The organism is Mycobacterium sp., assembly GCF_035653355.1.
GTDB lineage: Bacteria > Actinomycetota > Actinomycetes > Mycobacteriales > Mycobacteriaceae > Mycobacterium.
Genome location: NZ_DASRBZ010000035.1, coordinates 1 through 2,409 on the forward strand (window position 1 = coordinate 1; position 2,409 = coordinate 2,409).

A 2,409-nucleotide genomic window follows, 5' to 3' on the forward strand; every position below is an offset into this window, starting at 1 on the left:
TATAGCAGTCGACGATCGACTCGTGGGTGCGGCTGCCCACTGCGACGCGGCCGTCACTAACACCCGGGCAGGCGCGGTTTTGGTGCATTCCGCCATGGCGCTGCCGGTCGACTTGGAACAGCTGGTGCACCACGAAAGGCAACTGCGCTATTCGGCGCTCACGAATTGCGATGCCGACGAGATAAGCGGCTTTAACGATCAGCCCGACGATGGTCAGGCTGCGGGTCTTCGGATCGGTGAAGCCCAGTCCGAGTATCGTCTCTGTTCCGCCGTCGGTGCAGCTATGGCGTCGAGTGCGGCGGTCAAGCCAGACCGTAGAACCGCGCGATGCGCCTGGATTCCCCTTAGGCGAATGTATAGTCGCTCAACGGGAATCGCGAGCCTTCCCGGACAGCGTTGCGCGTGGACGTGGGTCGCAGCAGCGCCGCCTCCCCGCTGCGGTTGAAATAGTATGACCGTGACGATGCACAGTCACCGGCGTAAAACACCGAGTCGTCAAGTAGTCTGGTCATCCGGTCCAGAAATCGCGCGTTGGCCTCTTCGGTGACCTCGAATGTGGTTGCGCCCCTGCGCTTGAGTTCGCTGAACAACCGGTCCATGTGCCGCATCTGATATTCCATCGTGTTGAAGAACGACAGACCGGAAAAAGCGTACGGGCTGGCCAAGCTGAGGTAGTTAGGGAAGTAGGGGATGGACACTCCTTGGTAGGCCTGGAATCGGTTCTCCCGCCACCACTTTCCGAGGTTTCTGCCCTGCCGGCCGATCAGCTCGATAGCCGGGAAGTTGGCGTCCCACAGGTCGAATCCGGTGGCCAGCACCAGGGTGTCGATCTGGGTCTTGTGGCCGTCGCCGGTGACGATGCCGTCGGGCTCGACTCGCTCGATCGAGTTGGTCTCCAGGTGCACATGCGGTCTGGTGAAGGTGCGGTAGTAGCTGTTGGACCAGGTGGGCCGCTTGCAACCGAAGTCGTAGTCGGGCGTGAGCTTGCGGCGCAGCTCCTTGTCGCGCACCGAGACGAAGCGGTTGATCTTGGCAAGATCGGCGGCGGCGATGTTGAGTCGGCGGAACTGGCGGTAGTGCAGCACACCGGTCACCGTCATCATCTCGAAGAGCGTGTCGGTCACCAGTCGGAAGGCCCGATGCACCAGCGGCAGCCTGGCGAACGTTTCCTGCAACCAGGGTGGGATTGCGAAGTCGATCTTGGGGACGACGTGAATGGCGGTGCGCTGATAGACGGTCAGGTCGGCGACCTGCTTGGCCAGTTCGGGGACCAGCTGCACCGCGGTGGCGCCGGTTCCGATGAGACCGACGCGACGGCCCGCGAAGTCGTAGCTGTCGTCCCAGGCGGTGGTGTGGATGATCTTGCCGTTGAAATCGGCGATGCCCGGGATATCCGGGGTGTGGGGCTGAGACAAAAACCCGGTTGCGGTGACCAGGAATCGTGTGGTGAGGGTTTCACCGCCGGCGAGCTGCACCAGCCAGACCCGCGCCTCGTCGTCCCAGCGGGCACCGTCGACGGCGGTGTTGAACCGCATGTGGCGGCGCACGTCGTACTTGTCGGCGACCCCTTCGGCGTACCGCTTGAGTTCCGGACCCGGTGCGAATAGCCGCGACCAGTACGGGTTGGGTTCGAACCAATACGAGTAGGTGGTGGACGGGATGTCGACGGCCAGTCCGGGATAGCGGTTGACGTGCCAGGTTCCGCCCAGATCCGCTTCGCGATCAACAACGAGGAGGTTGTCGTATCCGAGCCGCTTGAGCGCAATGGCCGCCCCAATACCACCAAAGCCCGCGCCCACGATCACGACGTCGAACTGCTCGGCGTTCATGCTAACGAACCGTACCTTGACTCCCGAGTAACCTGCTAGCCGCCGCGCTACCGGCCGCAGCGATGATAGCGAGTCGTTACCCCCGGCTTTTGCCCGCGGCGAAGCCGGCCGGCGCCGCTATGTACCCGGGTGATCGTCCCGCACGGTCTTGCTCCGACGGGCAGTCGAACCGGGGCGTCGGCCGCGCTTGCCGGATCGCAGCCGCATGATGTCGGCGCGCAGCGCCGCGTTGTCGTCCTCAAGGTCGAGGATTCGGGCGACGCCGGCCAGGTTGACGCCGGCCGCGACCAATTCGGTGATGCGCTGCAGCCGGGCCAGATCGTCCGCGCTGTAGCGACGGGTCCCACCCTCGCTGCGAGCGGGGCTGACCAGGCCGTAGCGTTCGTAGAGTCGCAGCGACTGGGCGCCCGCCCCGGACAGCTCCGCGGCGACGGAAATGCCGTACACGCCCTGATCGGGGGCCGGCACGCCGGTGGGCAGGCGCCGATCGCCCATTGCGGCATCGTGGGAATCGCTCACAAAAAACCTATTTACCACACTTGCGTCGTATTGGCGGAAGCGATTGATGAAATCTATGTCG

2 protein-coding genes are annotated in these 2,409 nt (G+C 63.9%); both read right to left on the bottom strand.

Going from position 1 to position 2,409, the window contains the following annotated elements:
• Positions 1–344 precede the first annotated feature (344 nt).
• Positions 345–1,829, bottom strand: coding sequence for a flavin-containing monooxygenase (locus VFA16_RS01025; protein ID WP_048889492.1), 1,485 nt, complete (start codon positions 1,827–1,829; stop codon positions 345–347).
• Between the two features lie 117 nt (positions 1,830–1,946).
• Complete coding sequence (locus VFA16_RS01030; protein ID WP_048889656.1) at positions 1,947–2,324, bottom strand: MerR family transcriptional regulator; 378 nt, start codon at positions 2,322–2,324, stop codon at positions 1,947–1,949.
• Between the last annotated feature and the right edge of the window lie 85 nt (positions 2,325–2,409).